The following is a 15,916-nucleotide window of genomic DNA, read 5'->3' on the forward strand; positions in this document are numbered from 1 at the left end:
CCACCTCCGACCCCTGATCCTGACAGGTTGCTCGTTGCCGCGCGCTCCCGGGGCGCAGTAACGTCCCGCCACATCCTTCCGTGCCGATCAGCCATACGAATTGCAGGGGCACCCATGACCACCGTCAACGGCGGAATCTCCTTCTGGTACGCACAGGAGGGCATTCCGGCACCGCGCGAGCCGCTGCCCGGCGACACGACCGCGGACGTGTGCATCGTCGGCGGCGGCTACACCGGTCTGTGGACCGCGTACTACCTGAAGAAGGCCGTGCCGTTCCTGCGCATCGTCGTCCTGGAGCAGAAGTTCTGCGGCTACGGCGCCTCCGGTCGCAACGGCGGCTGGCTCTACAACGGCATCGCCGGCCGGGACCGCTACGCCCGCCTGCACGGACATGAGGCCGCCGTCGCCCTCCAGCGGGCCATGAACGACACGGTGGACGAGGTGGTGCGGGTCGCCGCCGAGGAGGGCATCGAGGCCGACATCCACCAGGGCGGTGTGCTGGAGGTGGCCTACTCCCCCGCCCAGCTGGCCCGACTGAAGGCCTTCCACGAGGCCGAGGTCGCCTTCGGCGAGAAGGACCGGCTGCTGCTCGGCGCGGCCGAGTCCGCCGAGCGGATCCGGGTCGCCGGGACGGCCGGCGGCACCTGGACGCCGCACGGCGCGCGCATCCACCCGGTGAAGCTGCTCCAGGGGCTCGCCCGGGCGGTGGAGGCGCTGGGCGTGGTGGTCCACGAGTCGACCCCGGTGACCGAGATCCGCCCGAAGCACGCGGTCACCGCATACGGCACGGTGCGGGCCCCCTATGTGCTGCGCTGCACCGAGGGGTTCACCGCCTCCGTCAAGGGCCAGAAGCGGACCTGGCTTCCGATGAACTCCTCGATGATCGCGACCGAGCCGCTGCCGGAGCACGTCTGGAAGACCATCGGCTGGGAGGGCCGCGAGACCCTCGGCGACATGGCGCACGCCTACATGTACGCGCAGCGCACCGCCGACGGCCGGATCGCGCTGGGCGGCCGGGGCGTGCCGTATCGCTTCGGCTCCCGTACCGACAACGACGGGCGTACGCAGGCGGCGACCATCGAGGCGCTGCGCGAGATCCTGGTCCGCTTCTTCCCGGCCACGGCGGGCGTGGCGATCGACCACGCGTGGTCCGGCGTCCTCGGCGTGCCGCGCGACTGGTGCGCGAGCGTCGAGTTGGACCGCTCCACGGGGCTCGGCTGGGCCGGCGGCTACGTCGGCAGCGGGGTCGCCACGGCCAACCTCGCGGCGCGCACCCTGCGCGACCTCGTGCAGCTGGACTCGGGCCAGGGCCATGGCACGGCGCTCACCGCGCTGCCGTGGGTGGGGCACAAGGTGCGTAAATGGGAGCCGGAGCCGCTGCGCTGGGTCGGGGTGCACGGGATGTACGCGGCCTATCGCGGCGCGGACCGCCGTGAGCTGGCCGGGCGCAGCGCGGAGACGGACCGGGTGGCGCAGCTCGCGGACCGGGTGGCGGGGCGGCACTGAGAGGGTGAGCGGGGCGGCGCCAGGGGGCCGGATGATGTCTCCCGAAGGCGAACGAGGCGTGACCTTCAGGCGAATAATTCGGGCACGTTTCAGGTGGCACCGAGCGGCCGCCCCTCGTTCACCTTCCGTTCATTCAGGGTCCGTACGGTCGCCACCGCCACTGTCGGATCAAACGATTGCCTGGGTAAATGGAACACGTCACGCTCCTGATCGGAATCGTGATCATCACCGCTCTCGTGTTCGACTTCACGAACGGTTTCCACGACACCGCCAATGCGATGGCCACCACCATCTCCACTGGCGCACTCAAGCCCAAGACGGCCGTGGCGATGTCCGCCGCGCTGAATCTTGTCGGTGCTTTCATCTCCGTCCAGGTCGCCCTGACCATCTCCAAGGGCATCATCGACGAGAGCGCGGGCGTCCATCCGGAAGTGATCTTCGCGGGTCTGGTCGGCGCGGTCCTCTGGAACCTGGTGACCTGGTACGCCGGGCTGCCCTCCAGCTCCTCCCACGCCCTGATGGGCGGCCTCATCGGCGCCACCGTCGCCTCCGTCGGCCTCGCCGGGGTCAACGGTGAAGCGGTCGCCGAGAAGGTGCTGATCCCGGCCATCGCCGCGCCGATCGTCGCGGGCATCGCCGCGCTGCTGGCGACCCGCCTCACGTACCGGATCGGCCGCGACGCCGACCCGAAGGCCACCGCCAAGGGCTACCGCGCCGGTCAGATCGCCTCGGCCGGTCTGGTCTCGCTCGCCCACGGCACCAACGACGCGCAGAAGACCATGGGCGTCATCACCCTCGCCCTGGTCACCGGCAAGGTCATCGCCCCGGGCTCCAACCCGCCGATGTGGGTCATCATCTCGTCCGGCATGGCCATCGCGCTCGGCACCTTCATCGGCGGCTGGCGGATCATCCGCACCATGGGCAAGGGCATCACCGACATCCAGCCGCCGCAGGGCTTCGCCGCCCAGACGGGTGCCGCGACCGTGATCCTGGCCTCGTCCCACATCGGTTTCTCGCTGTCGACGACGCATGTGGTCTCCGGCTCCGTCATCGGTGCGGGGCTCGGCCGCAAGGGCGGTGTCGTGCGGTGGAGCACCGCGGGGCGGATGCTCGTCGCCTGGGCGCTGACCCTGCCGGCCGCCGGCCTCGTCGCCGCGGGCGCCGCGCTGCTGGCCGACCAGGGCACCTGGGGCGTCACCGTGGTGGCCCTCCTCGCGGCCGCCGGGTGCGCCACGATCTGGGTCGCGTCGCGCCGCAAGCCGGTCGACCACACCAACGTCAACGACGATGCGGTGGACGCCCCCGGTGTGGTGACCACCGCGATCGCCGCCGTCACCCCGCCGCCGGCCGGCCCCCTGCCCGCGGACGGTCTGACCGCCACCATCCCGGCACCGGCCGTCGCCCCGGTGGCCCCGGTCTCCCCCGCCGACCCCGCACAGGCCACGGCCTGACGGCCCCGGACCCCCGGAAAAGGAACCCCACCCCATGAACATCGACTGGGCAGCTCTCGGCTCCGTCATCGGCGTCAGCCTCGCCGTCACCGTCGGCCTCGTCGGCGTCTTCACGCTCGGCATCGTCGGCCTCTCCAAGGAGGGCGCGGTGGCCGCCCGCACCGGCGCGTACGCCGCGTTCGCACTGTGCGCGGCCGCGGTGGCGTACGGGATCTACATCATCGTCGCCTGATCGCGGCCTGACCGCCGCCTGATCGCCGCCTGACGCGCCGTCGCGTACGCCGGAGCGGGGCACGGACCATGTCCGTGCCCCGCTCACGTTTGTGCTCGGGTGCGCCCTCATGTGTGTCTTCACACATCTTCCGATGCAGGTCAAGGGTGAGTTGACGGGCATTCGCGGCGCGTGGTGGACTTCCGGGGCCAAGCGGCGGCAGGAGAGGAAGTCCGGTGAGAATCCGGCGCGGTCCCGCCACTGTCACCGGGGAGTGCACCTCCGCACGTGGTCACGGCTCGTACGTCGAGCTGGAAGGCCGGAGGTGTGCCGATCCGGGAGCCAGGAGACTCTCACCGCCGGTCACGTCGAACCAGGGCGCGGACCCTGAGTGAGGACATCTGCAGATGCCGCGTGCCTACACGTACGGCGCTGTGCTCGGCTTTGTCGCCGACCGCGCATTCGGCGACCCCCGGCGCGGTCATCCCGTCGCCGCCTTCGGTCGCATCGCGGGTTCTCTCGAACGGCGCCTGTGGCGTGACCACCGGGGCCGGGGCGCGCTCTACACGGCCCTGTGCGTGGGCGGTGCCGTGGCCGGCGCTGCGGTGGCCTCCCGGGTCGTACGTTCTTCCACCGCCGCGTCCGTCGGGCTGACGGCTGCCGCCACCTGGGCCGCGCTCGGCGGGACTTCGCTGGGGCGCGAGGCCCGGGCGGTGGGAGCCGCTCTTGAGGCCGGTGACCTGGCGGGCGCGCGGGAGCGGCTGCCGAACCTGTGCGGACGCGACCCTCAGGCTCTGGACGGGCAGCAGATCGCGCGGGCCGTCGTCGAGTCCGTCGCCGAGAACACCTCGGACGCGGTGGTCGGCGCGCTCGTGTGGGGTGCGGTGGGTGGCGTACCGGGGCTCGTGGGCTTCCGGGCCGTCAACACGCTCGACGCGATGGTCGGGCACCGGTCGGCCAGGCTGCGTCGCTTCGGTTGGGCGTCGGCGCGGCTCGACGACGTTGTGGGGTGGCCCGGTTCGCGGCTCACGGCGGCGCTTGTCGTGTTGGCGGGGGCGGATCCGCGCGGGGCGTGGCGGGTGTGGCGGATGGATGGTGCGGCCCATCCCAGTCCCAATGCGGGGCCGGTCGAGGCTTCGTTCGCGGGGGCACTGGGTGTGCGGCTGGGCGGGACGCTGGCTTATGGGGCGCGGGTTGAGCACCGGCCGGTTCTCGGTGGGGGGAATCGATTGGTGGAAGTTGCGGATATTGAGCGGGCCGTGCGGCTTTCGCGGCGAGTGAGCGCGCTGGCGCTGGGCGTTGCGGTCGGGGGACGGCTGGCGTGGGCGGTGCTGTCTCCCCCGGACCCTGGACCCCGGACGGGTGCGTTGTCGTCCGCGGGTCCGTGGCCGGGTTGGGCCAGCCTCCCCCAAAGCTTCCTTTGGGAGGTGCCCCCATCTCGCTTCGCTCGCCTCAGGCGGACGGCCTACCCCCAACCCGGGCGATCAAAGGGCGGGCACGCATGAGCGGCGGAGCGCTGCTGGTGGCCGGGACCACCTCCGATGCCGGGAAGAGCGTGGTCACGGCCGGGATCTGCCGGTGGTTGGTGCGGCAGGGCGTCCGGGTGGCGCCGTTCAAGGCGCAGAACATGTCGCTGAATTCGTACGTGACGCGCGAGGGCGCGGAGATCGGGCGGGCGCAGGCGATGCAGGCGCAGGCGGCGCGGATCGAGCCGACGGCGCTGATGAATCCGGTGTTGTTGAAGCCGGGCGGGGATCGGACGAGCCAGGTGGTGGTGCTGGGGAAGCCGGTGGGCGAGATGAGTGCGCGGGGGTATCACGACGGGAGCCGGGCGCAGTTGCTGGAGACGGTCGTGGGGTGCCTGGAGGAGTTGCGTGGGCAGTATGACGCGGTGATCTGCGAGGGGGCGGGGAGCCCGGCGGAGATCAACCTTCGGCGGGGGGACATCGTGAACATGGGGCTGGCGCGGGCGGCGCGGTTGCCGGTGGTGGTGGTCGGGGATATCGACAGGGGTGGGGTGTTCGCGTCGTTCTTCGGGACGACGGCGCTGCTGAGCGCGGCGGACCAGTCGCTGGTGGCCGGGTACATCGTGAACAAGTTCCGGGGCGACGTGTCGCTGCTGGAGCCGGGGCTGGAGATGCTGCGCGGGCTGACCGGGCGGGCGTTCTACGGGGTGTTGCCGCACCGGCACGGGCTGGGGATCGACCAGGAGGACGGTCTGGAGATCGCCCGGGAGCGCAGGGCGGCCGGCCCGCCGTACGGGGAGGACGTGCTGCGGGTGGCGGTCGCCGCCGTGCCGTTGATGTCGAACTTCACGGATGTCGACGCGCTGGCGGCCGAGCCGGGCGTGGTCGTGCGCTTTGCCGACCGGCCCGAGGAACTGGCCGACGCCGACCTGGTGGTGGTGCCCGGCACACGCGGCACCGTGAAGGCCCTGGCGTGGCTGCGAGAGCACGGGCTGGCGGACGCCATCGAGCGTCGGGCGGCGCAAGGGCGGCCGGTGCTGGGGATCTGCGGCGGGTTCCAGGTGCTGGGCGAGTCGATCGAGGACGAGGTCGAGTCGCGCGCCGGGACCGTGGAGGGGCTCGGGCTGCTGCCGGTGCGGGTGCGGTTCGCGGCGGAGAAGACGTTGGCGCGGCCGGTCGGCAAGGCGTACGGGGAGCAGGTGGAGGGTTACGAGATCCACCACGGGGTCGCCGAGCTGCGTGAGGGCGGCGACGAGGCTTTCCTGGACGGCTGCCGGGTCGGCGCCGTGTGGGGTACGCACTGGCACGGGTCGTTGGAGAGCGACGGCTTCCGGCGTGCGTTTCTGCGCCGGGTCGCGGAGGCGGCCGGGCGGCGGTTCGTGCCGGCGCCGGACACGGCGTTCGCCGCGCTGCGCGAGGAGCAGTTGGACCGCCTCGGCGATCTGATCGAGGAGCACGCAGACACCGCCGCTCTGATGCGGCTCATCGAGGACGGCGCACCCGCCGGCCTCCCGTTCGTAGCCCCGGGGGCACCGTGAGCACCGTACTTCTGCTGTCCACCGCCGACACCGACCTGCTGGCCGCGCGAGCGTCCGGCGGGCCGTACCGGATCGGCAACCCGACGCGGGTGGACGCGGCGGCCGATCTGCCCGCGCTGCTGGCGGGCGCCGACCTCGCCGTCGTCCGGCTGCTGGGCGGCAAGCGGGCCTGGGAGGACGGACTCGCCGCGCTGCGGGCGGCCGGGATTCCGACGGTGCTGCTGGGCGGTGAGGCGGTGCCGGACGCCGAGTTGATGGCGGAGTCGTCGGTGCCGGCGGGCGTGGTGGCGGAGGCCTTGCGCTATCTGGTCGAGGGCGGGCCGGGGAACCTGCGGGAGCTGGCGCGGTTCCTGTCGGACACGGTGCTGCTGACCGGCGAGGGCTTCGAGCCGCCGGCCTCGATGCCGGACTACGGGACGCACGGCTCGTACGCGTACGAGCAGGGCCGCCCGACGGTCGGCGTGCTCTTCTACCGGGCGCACGAGCTGTCGGGGAACACGGGCTTTGTCGACACGCTGTGCGAGGCGATCGAGGCGAAGGGCGCCAACGCGCTGCCGGTGTACTGCGGTTCGCTGCGCGGCGTAGCCGAGATGCAGCGCAGGGTGGGGGTCGGGAGCGAGGAACGAGCGACCGGCACCCGCCCGGAGCCGAGTCGAGGCGAAGCGCGCACATCAGAGGGGCGTGGCGCGGACGCCGGGCTGTACGAGCTGCTGGGGCGGACCGACGCGATCGTCGCGACGGTGCTGGCGGCGGGCGGGACCCGGGCGAGCGACGCGAGCGCCGGCGGGGACGACGAGGCGTGGGACATCGGGGCGCTGGCGGAGCTGGACGTTCCGGTGCTGCAAGGGCTGTGCCTGACGTCGTCACGGGCGGCGTGGGACGCGTCGGACGCCGCGCTGTCGCCGATGGACGCGGCGATGCAGGTGGCGATCCCGGAGTTCGACGGGCGGCTGATCACCGTGCCCTTCTCCTTCAAGGAGCAGGGCGAGGGCGACGTACCGGTGTACGTGGCCGATCCCGAGCGGGCCGCGCGGGTGGCCGGGATCGCGGTGCGGCACGCCGCGCTGAAGCACAAGCCGAACGCGGAGAAGCGGCTGGCGGTGGTCTTCACCGCCTACCCCACCAAGCACTCGCGGGTCGGCAACGCGGTCGGCCTGGACACGCCCGCCTCGGCGGTGCGGCTGCTGGATGCCTTGCGGGGAGCGGGATACGGCGTTGACGGCTACCCGGACAACGGGGATGAGCTGATTCATCGACTTATCGCCGCCGGTGGCCATGACGTGGAGTGGCTGACGGAGGAGCAGTTGGCCTCCGCCCCGGCACGGGTGCCGCTCGCCGACTACCAGCGGTGGTTCGCCGGGCTCGACGACGAGCTGCGCGAGGGCATGCTGCGGCACTGGGGCGAGCCGCCGGGCACGCTGTACGTGGACGGCGAGGACATCGTGCTGGCGTCGCTGCAGTTCGGCAACGTCGTCATCATGATCCAGCCGCCGCGCGGCTTCGGCGAGAACCCGATCGCGATCTACCACGACCCCGACATGCCGCCGTCGCACCACTACATGGCGGCGTACCGCTGGCTGGAGCTCTCCTTCGGGGCCGACGCGATCGTGCACATGGGCAAGCACGGCACCATGGAGTGGCTGCCGGGCAAGGGCCTCGGCCTGTCGGCCGGTTGCGCGCCCGACGCGGTGATGGGCGAACTGCCGCTGGTCTACCCCTTCATCGTCAACGACCCGGGCGAGGGCACCCAGGCCAAGCGTCGCGGGCACGCCACGGTCGTGGACCACCTGGTGCCGCCGATGGCGCGGGCCGACTCGTACGGCGACCTGGCGAAGCTGGAACAGCTGCTGGACGAGTACGCGATGGTCAGCGACCTCGATCCGACGAAGGCTCCGGCCGTACGCAGCCAGATCTGGACGCTCGTACGGGCCGCCGAGCTCCACCACGACCTGCATGTGGACGACCAGCCGGACGACGACGACTTCGACGAGTTCGTCATGCACGTCGACGGCTGGCTCTGCGAGATCAAGGACGTCCAGATCCGGGACGGGCTCCACATCCTCGGCGGCGGCCCGGTCGGCGAGGCCCAGGTCAACCTGGTGCTGGCGGTGCTGCGTTCGTCCCAGGTGTGGGGCGGCGTCGGCGGTGCCCTGCCGGGTCTGCGGGCGGCGCTGGCGGCGTGGTTCGGCCTCGAGGAGAAGTCGCTGCTGGCCGAGCCGGGCGCCCGGCTGGAGGTGCCGGCCGCACTGGTCGCGCTGGCGGAGGGGCCTTCCCGTACGGCCTCCGACGCCGTGGACCTGCTGGAGACGCTGGCCCGGCGGCTGGCGGAGGCCATGGAGGCCGGCGGCTGGGCGGCCGGCGCGGCGAAGGGCGTCGTGGCGGAGGTCCTCGGGCACGAAGTGCCGGACGCCGTACGGGTTCTGGAGTTCGCGGCGGAGGAGGTCGTGCCCCGGCTGGCCCGCACGACGGACGAGATCGACAACATCCTGCGCGCCCTGCGCGGCGGTTACGTCCCGGCCGGCCCGTCCGGCTCGCCCACGCGCGGGCTGGTCAACGTCCTGCCGACGGGTCGTAACTTCTACTCCGTCGACCCCAAGGCCATCCCGTCGCGGCTGGCCTGGGACGTCGGCACGGCCCTCGCCGACTCGCTGCTGGCACGGCACCTGGCCGACACCGGCGCGTTTCCGAAGTCCGTGGGCCTGACGGTCTGGGGCACGTCCTGCATGCGTACGCAGGGCGACGACATCGCCGAGATCCTTGCCCTGCTGGGCTGCCGGCCCGTGTGGGACGACGCGTCCCGGCGGGTGACTGGCTTCGAGGTGGTGGGGCTCGAGGAGCTGGGCCGCCCGCGCATCGACGTGACGGTGCGGATCTCCGGGTTCTTCCGGGACGCCTTCCCGCACGTGGTGGCGTTGATCGACGACGCCGTACGTGCCGTCGCCGAGCTCGACGAACCGGCCGACCAGAACTTCGTACGGGCCCACGCCGACGAGGACACCGCCCAGCACGGCGACCGGCGGCGCGCCACGGCCCGTATCTTCGGCTCCAAGCCGGGCGCGTACGGTGCCGGGCTGCTGCCGCTCATCGACGCGCGCAACTGGCGCAGCGACGCGGACCTCGCCGAGGTGTACGCGGTATGGGGCGGCTACGCGTACGGACGCGGTCTGGACGGGCGGGCGGCGCGCGGCGACATGGAGCAGGCGTTCAAGCGGATCCAGGTCGCGGCGAAGAATGTTGACACCAGAGAACATGACATCGCGGATGCCGACGACTACTTCCAGTACCACGGCGGCATGGTCGCCATGGTCCGGCATCTGACGGGCGTCTCCCCCGAGGCCTACGTCGGTGACAGTGCGATGACCGACCAGGTCAAGACACGGACCCTGGGTGAGGAGACGCACCGGGTCTTCCGCGCGCGAGTGGTCAACCCTCGCTGGATGAGCGCCATGAGAAAGCACGGCTACAAGGGTGCGTTCGAGATGGCCGCGACTGTGGACTACCTGTTCGGGTACGACGCCACGGCGGGCGTCGTGGACGACTGGATGTACGAGAAGCTGGCGTCCGAATACGTCTTCAATCCGGAAAACCAGGATTTCATGCGGAAGTCCAACCCCTGGGCGTTGCGCGGCATCACCGAACGGCTGATGGAAGCCGCCGAGCGGCAACTCTGGGCGGAGCCGGACCAGGAAACCTTGACCCGGCTCCGCGAGATCTACCTCGAACTTGAGGGCGATCTGGAGGGTGGCGAGTGACCACCCTCGAAACCCCCGCGTGCGCGGGGACAAGTCGACCAACTCGTGTTCCCGAGTGCCGACGTTCGGACCACCCCCGCCACGGCGGGGAGCACAGAGGCAGCCTCGCACGCAGCACGCACCGCAGGGTCTTCGGCGACCGCAGACCACTCGCACGGGTGATCGCCGCGCGGCGGGTCTCCGCTCTCAGAACCCAGCGTGCGTGGGTTGCAGCGCGGGGATCCACGGGGCTGCGCCCCAGACCCCACACGAGGCTGCGCCCCGGAGCCCCCTACGCCCCGGCGGGCGTGGGGGGCGACGCTGCGGACTACCCCGGGATGTGGGTAGGCCGTCCGCCTGAGTCGGCGGGACGGGCCGGCACAGCCCGGGCACTCGGCGCACGCCGCCCGACAGACCTCAGCCACCCATCCCGCGGAGGCGTAGACGGCACCCCGGACCGCGGCGTCAACAATCGGAGGGCCACAACGTGAGCACCCCATACCCCTTCAGCGCAATCGTCGGGATGGACGATCTGCGGCTGGCGTTGCTGCTCAACGCGGTCTCCCCCGCCGTGGGCGGCGTGCTCGTGCGCGGCGAGAAGGGCACCGCGAAGTCCACGGCAGTGCGCGCGCTTTCGGCGTTGATGCCGGAGGTCAGAGTCGTTGCCGGGTGCAGGTTCTCGTGCGATCCGGCAGGGCCGGATCCCGCCTGCCCGGATGGGCCGCACGAGGCGACGAGCGGCGTGGCGCGGGCCGCACGGATGGTGGAGTTGCCGGTCGGGGCGTCGGAGGACCGGCTGGTCGGAGCGCTCGATATTGAGCGGGCGTTGGCGGAGGGCGTGAAGTCCTTCGAGCCGGGCCTGCTGGCGGCGGCGCATCGAGGTGTGCTGTATGTGGACGAGGTGAACCTGCTTCACGACCACCTGGTGGACCTGCTGCTCGACGCGGCGGCCATGGGGGCGTCGTACGTGGAGCGGGAGGGCGTGTCGGTGCGGCACGCGGCGCGTTTTCTGCTGGTGGGGACGATGAACCCGGAGGAGGGGGAGCTGCGGCCGCAGTTGTTGGACCGGTTCGGGCTGACGGTTGAGGTGGCGGCGTCGCGGGAGACGGACGAGCGGGTCGAGGTGGTGCGGCGGAGGCTGGCGTACGACGAGGATCCGGCGGGGTTCGCGGGGCGTTGGGCCGACGAGGAGGGCGCGCTGCGGAAACGGATCGCGGGGGCGCGGGCGCTGTTGCCGGCGGTGCGGCTGGGGGACGGGCCGTTGCGGCAGATCGCGGCGACGTGTGCGGCGTTCGAGGTCGACGGGATGCGGGCGGACATCGTGATGGCCCGTACGGCGACCGCGTTGGCGGCGTGGGCCGGGCGTACGGAGGTGCTGGCGGAGGACGTACGGCAGGCGGCGCTGCTGGCGCTGCCGCACCGGCGCCGGCGCAACCCCTTCGACGCGCCCGGCCTGGACGAGGAGAAGCTCGACGAGACGCTGGAGCAGAACCGGGGCGGGGACGAGGACCCGGACCCCGACCCGGACCCCGACGGCCCGGACCCCGACGGCCCGGATGACGGCGGCGGGCAGCCGCCGGAGGACGGACCCGGCGACGGCGAGGAGGGCACTGAGCCCGCCCCGAGCACCGGTGGCGGCGGCGAGCAGAAGGCCGCCCCCGCCGGGGAGCCGTTCAAGGCGAAGGCGCTGAGCGTGCCGGGGCTCGGTGAGGGCGCTGCCGGGCGCCGTTCCCGGGCGCGGACGGCGCACGGGCGGACGACGGGGGCCCGGCGGCCCCGGGGAGCCCTGGGGAAGCTGCACTTGGCGGCGACCGTGCAGGCGGCGGCCCCGCATCAGCGGGCGCGGGGGCGCAGTGGTGCCGGGCTGGTGATACGTAAGGACGACTTGCGGCAGGCCGTACGGGAGGGCCGCGAGGGCAACCTCGTGCTGTTCGTGGTGGACGCGTCCGGGTCGATGGCGGCGCGGCAGCGGATGAGCGCGGTGAAGGGCGCGGTGCTGTCGCTGCTGCTCGACGCGTATCAGCGGCGGGACAAGGTCGGGCTGATCACCTTCCGGGGCAACGGGGCCGAGTTGGCGCTGCCGCCGACCTCGTCGGTGGAGGCGGGCGCGGCGCGCCTGGGCATGCTGCCGACGGGCGGCAGGACGCCGCTGGCGGCCGGGCTGCTGAAGGCCCGCGAGGTGCTGCGCGTGGAGCGGCTGCGGGACGCGTCGCGGCGGCCGCTGCTGGTCGTGGTGACCGACGGCCGGGCGACGGGTGGACCCGAGCCGGTGGCGCTCGGGTCGCGGGCGGCGCGGCTGCTGGCGGCCGAGGGTGTGGCGTCGGTGGTGGTGGACTGCGAGTCGGGGCCCGTACGGCTCGGGCTGGCGGGTGCGCTGGCGCGGGATCTGAGCGGCGCCGCCGTGACGCTGGAGGAATTGCGCGCGGACACCGTGTCCGCGCTCGTACGGGACGTACGCAGGAGGGCCGCGTAATGCCGCAGGGAAAGCCGGGCGTCGTGCCGGAGGACGGGCTGACGACGCGGCAGCGCCGCAACCGGCCGCTGGTCGTGGTGCACACGGGAATCGGGAAGGGCAAGTCGACGGCGGCCTTCGGGCTGGCGCTGCGGGCGTGGAACCAGGGCTGGCCGGTCGGGGTGTTCCAGTTCGTGAAGTCGGCGAAGTGGAAGGTCGGCGAGGAGCGGGCGCTGCGCGTGCTGGGCGACTCCGGCGAGGGCGGGACCGTCGCCTGGCACAAGATGGGAGAGGGCTGGTCCTGGGTGCAACGGGACCTGGAGAGCAGCGAGGAGGCCGCCCGGGAGGGCTGGGAGCAGGTCAAGCGGGACCTGGCGGCGGAGACGTACGGGCTGTACGTGCTCGACGAGTTCGCCTATCCGATGCACTGGGGCTGGGTGGACACCGACGAGGTCGTCGCGGTGCTGCGCGACCGGCCCGGGACGCAGCACGTGGTCGTCACCGGCCGCAACGCGCCCGAGAAGCTGGTCGAGGCGGCCGACCTGGTGACCGAGATGGGCAAGGTCAAGCACCCGATGGACGTCGGCCAGAAGGGCCAGAAGGGCATCGAGTGGTGACCTCGTCCTCGTCCCAGGTCCCCCGGCTGGTGATCGCCGCGCCGGCCTCCGGCAGCGGCAAGACGACCGTCGCCACCGGGCTGATGGCCGCCTTCGCGGAGGCCGGGCTCGCCGTGTCCCCGCACAAGGTCGGGCCCGACTACATCGATCCGGGCTACCACGCGCTGGCGACGGGGCGCGTCGGCCGCAATCTCGACGCGTACATGTGCGGCGAGGAGCTGGTCGCCCCGCTCTTCCTGCACGGCGCAGCCGGTGCCGATCTCGCTGTCGTCGAGGGCGTCATGGGGCTGTACGACGGTGCCTCGGGGCAGGGCGAACTGGCGTCGACCGCGCATGTGGCGAAGCTGCTGCGGGCGCCGGTCGTGCTGGTCGTCGACGCGTCGTCGCAGTCGCGGTCGGTGGCCGCCCTGGTGCACGGCTTCGCCTCCTGGGACCCCGAAGTGCGGGTCGCGGGCGTGATCCTCAACAAGGTCGGCTCCGATCGGCACGAGGCCCTGCTGCGGGCCGCCCTGGACGAGTCCGGGGTGCCGGTGCTCGGCGCCCTGCGGCGCGACGGTGCGCTGGGCGCGCCCTCGCGCCACCTCGGGCTGGTGCCCGTCGCCGAGCGGCGGCCGGAGGCTCTGGAGTCGGTGCGGGCGCTGGCGGCACGGGTACGTGCCGGGTGCGACCTGGAGGGGCTGCTGGCGCTGGCGCGCAGTGCGCCCCCGCTCGCGGCTGAGCCGTGGGACCCGGCGGCGGTGGTCGGCGACGGCTCCCCGGACGGCGGACGGGCTGATCATGCACCGGTGATCGCCGTGGCCGGCGGGGCCGCGTTCACGTTCTCGTACGCCGAGCATGCGGAGCTGCTGGCGGCCGCCGGGGCGGAGGTCGTGACGTTCGACCCCCTCCGTGACGAGGCCCTGCCGGAGCGCACGGCGGGCATCGTCATCGGTGGCGGCTTCCCCGAGGTGTACGCGCCCGAGCTGTCGGCCAACGAGCCGCTGCGCAAGGCCGTGGCGGCGTTCGACGGGCCCGTGGCCGCCGAATGCGCCGGGCTGCTGTACCTGGCGAGGGAGCTGGACGACCTCCCGATGTGCGGCGTGCTGGACGCGACCGCCCGCATGTCGGAGCGGCTGACGCTGGGCTACCGGGAGGCGGTCGCGGTGTCGGACAGCGCGCTGGCGGTTGCGGGGACCCGCGTTCGGGGGCACGAGTTCCACCGGACGGTGATCGAGCCGGGGGCGGGCGCGGCGCCGGCGTGGGGGCTGACGAGGCCCGAGCGGCGCGTGGAGGGCTTCGTCAAGGCAGGCAGGGTGCACGCCTCGTACCTGCACGTGCACTGGGCGGCGGAGCCGTCGCTCGCGCGGCGGTTCGTGGCAGGGGCCACACGATGAACGGACAAGGAGCAGCAGCATGACGACACACCGACTGATCGGGGTCGGGGTCGGACCCGGCGATCCGGAACTGGTGACGGTGAAGGGCGTGAACGCGCTGCGGGCCGCCGATGTCGTGGTGGTCCCGGTGATGGACACGGGCGAGCGGGGCCGGGCCGAGGCGACGGTGCTGCACTACGTGCCGCAGGAGAAGGTCGTACGGGTGGTGTTCGCGCTCAATGAGCGGAGCGACCGGGGGCGGCGCGAGGCGGCGTGGGACGCGGCGGGCGGGCGGGTCGCGGAGTTGCTGCGGGCGCACGGGACGGTGGCGTTCGCGACGATCGGGGACCCGAATGTGTACTCGACGTTCACCTATCTCGCGCAGACGGTCGGCGGGCTGGTCGACGGGCTCGCCGTCGAGACGGTGCCGGGCATCACGGCGATGCAGGACCTGGCGGCGCGCAGCGGGGCCGTACTGACCGAGGGGACCGAGCCGTTGACGCTGGTGCCGGTGACGGCGGGGTCGGCGGTGCTGAGAGCGGCGCTCGAGGGGCCGGGGACGGTCGTGGCGTACAAGTTCGGGCGGCTGGCGGAGGAGGTGGCGGCGGCGTTGAAGGAGACGGACCGGACCGAGGGCGCGGTGTGGGGCTCGGCGCTGGGGCTGCCGGAGGAGTCGATCCGGCCGGCGAGCGAGCTGTTGGATGGGCCGTTGCCGTATTTGTCGACATTGATCGCGCCCGCGTCGCGGGAGAGCCGTGGAGGAAAGCTGTGACGGTCACCGGGACCCATGGGAAAGTGACCTTCGTCGGGGCCGGTCCCGGCGCGGCCGATCTGCTGACCTTCCGGGCGGCGAAAGCCATCGCCGACGCGGACATCGTGATCTGGGCGGCGAGCCTGGTGCAGGCCGAGGTGCTGGAGCACGCCCGCGAGGGTGCGGAGATCCTGGACTCGGCGACGATGTCGCTGGAGGACGTGGTCGCCGTCTACGAGCGGGCGGGGCGCGACGGCCTGCGGGTCGCGCGGATCCACTCCGGCGACCCGGCTCTGTGGGGTGGTACGCAGGAACAGCTCGACCGGTGCGTGGAACTGGGGCTGGAGACCGAGATCGTGCCGGGCGTGTCGTCCTTCTCGGCGGTCGCGGCCATCGCGCAGCGCGAGCTGACCATCCCCGAGGTCGCGCAGTCCGTGATCCTGACCCGGCTGGGCGGCGGCAAGACGCCGATGCCGCCGGGCGAGGAGGTACGCGAGTTCGCGCGGCACGGCACGACGATGGCGCTGTTCCTGTCGGCGGCCCGGTCCGGGCAGCTGGTCGGCGAGTTGCTGGAGGGCGGCTACCCGGAGGACACGCCGGTGGTGATCGCGTACCAGGCGACCTGGCCGGAGGAGCTGGTGCTGCGCTGCACGATCGCGACGCTGGAGGCAACGGTCAAGGAGCACAAGCTCTGGAAGCACACCCTCTTCCTGGTCGGTCCGGCCCTGTCGGCGACCGGCACGCGCTCGCACCTCTACCACCCCGGCCACTTCCACGGCTATCGCCGGGCCGATCCGGTGGCGCGCCGCGAGCTGCGCGAATCGCGCGGCTAGCCGACCTG

Annotated in this window: 11 protein-coding genes and 1 riboswitch; all 11 genes read left to right on the top strand. The window is 72.7% G+C overall.

Annotation, left to right across the window (positions count from 1 at the left end; genetic code table 11):
* The first annotated feature begins 114 nt into the window (after window positions 1-114).
* The 11 genes from ACFXJ5_RS22745 to cobM all read left to right on the top strand — a co-directional run bounded on the left by ACFXJ5_RS22745 (window position 115) and on the right by cobM (window position 15,908).
* Window positions 115-1,506: an NAD(P)/FAD-dependent oxidoreductase gene (locus ACFXJ5_RS22745; protein ID WP_384633889.1), complete on the top strand. Its 1,392-nt coding sequence runs from the start codon at window positions 115-117 to the stop codon at window positions 1,504-1,506.
* Window positions 1,507-1,694: 188 nt separating this feature from the next.
* Complete coding sequence (locus ACFXJ5_RS22750) at window positions 1,695-2,957, top strand: anion permease (protein ID WP_384633891.1); 1,263 nt, start codon at window positions 1,695-1,697, stop codon at window positions 2,955-2,957.
* Between the two features lie 34 nt (window positions 2,958-2,991).
* Window positions 2,992-3,189, top strand: a complete 198-nt coding sequence (locus ACFXJ5_RS22755) for a hypothetical protein (protein WP_384633893.1) — start codon at window positions 2,992-2,994, stop codon at window positions 3,187-3,189.
* Between the two features lie 204 nt (window positions 3,190-3,393).
* Window positions 3,394-3,521: riboswitch (cobalamin riboswitch) on the top strand.
* Window positions 3,522-3,575: 54 nt separating this feature from the next.
* Entirely contained in the window at window positions 3,576-4,673 is a 1,098-nt protein-coding gene (locus ACFXJ5_RS22760; protein WP_384633896.1) for a cobalamin biosynthesis protein, read from the top strand.
* Window positions 4,670-6,172 (top strand): cobyric acid synthase, encoded by a 1,503-nt coding sequence (locus tag ACFXJ5_RS22765; RefSeq protein WP_384633899.1) that lies wholly within the window; start codon window positions 4,670-4,672, stop codon window positions 6,170-6,172. Before ACFXJ5_RS22760 ends, ACFXJ5_RS22765 begins: the two co-directional genes overlap by 4 nt.
* Window positions 6,169-9,924: a cobaltochelatase subunit CobN gene (gene cobN, locus ACFXJ5_RS22770; protein WP_384633902.1), complete on the top strand. Its 3,756-nt coding sequence runs from the start codon at window positions 6,169-6,171 to the stop codon at window positions 9,922-9,924. Before ACFXJ5_RS22765 ends, cobN begins: the two co-directional genes overlap by 4 nt.
* Window positions 9,925-10,390: 466 nt before the next feature.
* Window positions 10,391-12,376 carry a putative cobaltochelatase gene (locus ACFXJ5_RS22775; protein ID WP_384633905.1) on the top strand — a complete coding sequence of 662 codons (1,986 nt, stop codon included), beginning with the start codon at window positions 10,391-10,393 and terminating at the stop codon, window positions 12,374-12,376.
* Entirely contained in the window at window positions 12,376-12,972 is a 597-nt protein-coding gene (cobO, locus tag ACFXJ5_RS22780; RefSeq protein WP_384633908.1) for a cob(I)yrinic acid a,c-diamide adenosyltransferase, read from the top strand. Before ACFXJ5_RS22775 ends, cobO begins: the two co-directional genes overlap by 1 nt.
* Window positions 12,969-14,345, top strand: coding sequence for a cobyrinate a,c-diamide synthase (locus ACFXJ5_RS22785; RefSeq protein ID WP_384633910.1), 1,377 nt, complete (start codon window positions 12,969-12,971; stop codon window positions 14,343-14,345). The genes cobO and ACFXJ5_RS22785 overlap by 4 nt, the downstream gene beginning before the upstream one ends.
* Window positions 14,346-14,364: 19 nt before the next feature.
* Window positions 14,365-15,096: a precorrin-2 C(20)-methyltransferase gene (gene cobI, locus ACFXJ5_RS22790; protein ID WP_384633913.1), complete on the top strand. Its 732-nt coding sequence runs from the start codon at window positions 14,365-14,367 to the stop codon at window positions 15,094-15,096.
* Window positions 15,097-15,119: 23 nt separating this feature from the next.
* The gene (gene cobM / locus ACFXJ5_RS22795; RefSeq protein WP_384633915.1) at window positions 15,120-15,908 is read left to right on the top strand and encodes a precorrin-4 C(11)-methyltransferase; all 789 of its coding nucleotides are present in this window, start codon (window positions 15,120-15,122) and stop codon (window positions 15,906-15,908) included.
* The last annotated feature ends 8 nt before the right edge of the window (window positions 15,909-15,916 follow it).

The organism is Streptomyces sp. NPDC059373, assembly GCF_042751495.1.
GTDB lineage: Bacteria > Actinomycetota > Actinomycetes > Streptomycetales > Streptomycetaceae > Actinacidiphila.